The organism is Vibrio sp. 1069 (genome assembly GCF_033340555.1).
This window is the reverse complement of sequence record NZ_JAWOWP010000567.1, coordinates 1-609: the sequence shown is the minus strand read 5'-3', so window position 1 is coordinate 609 and position 609 is coordinate 1. Positions and strand designations below refer to the sequence as shown.

The window sequence follows — 609 nt, the reverse complement described above, 5'->3', positions numbered from 1 at the left end:
ACGGTTTACGCAGCGAAATCTCAACCGTTACCAAAGCATGGAAGAGAGGACTGAATCGGTCAAAGAGAGACCTTTCCCTGCGAACACTTATCATTCAATCTTGCTGCACTGAGCAACAGTGCCGAAAAAAACCGATTATCTACTAAGGACGCACAACAAGGGGTTGAAGAGTGGAAACGCAAGGCTACTGCGCTACGCGACGTTGTGCATCTATTTACACTTTAACTTCAACCAACAAGAAGAAAAACTCATAACAGGAGATATCCTTTGAAACTGAAACTTAGCCTAACTGCACTGGCTCTGATGGGCCAAACAGCCGCACATGCCGCTCCTCTGCTAGTTGATTTTGATGACAGCGAGCGCGAAGAGCGCGTTCAGGCGAGCAACGCTTGGCTGGAAATTGATACTCAGGCATTTTCAAATAATATTCAGTTGCTTCAGAAGGATCTAAAGGGCAACACTCAGATCTGTGCCATCATGAAGGCTGACGCGTACGGTAACGGTATCGCAGGCCTGATGCCTAGCATCATCGCGAACAACGTTGCATGTGTAGGTATCACCAGTAATGAAGAAGCTCGCGTAGTGCGTGAGCACGGCTTCGAAGGCAAG

At 47.9% G+C, this 609-nt stretch carries 1 protein-coding gene; it reads left to right on the top strand.

Going from position 1 to position 609, the window contains the following annotated elements; genetic code table 11:
* Nucleotides 1-267 precede the first annotated feature (267 nt).
* On the top strand, nt 268-609 hold a 342-nt coding region (locus R7040_RS27775), incomplete at its 3' end, for an alanine racemase (protein WP_318097792.1).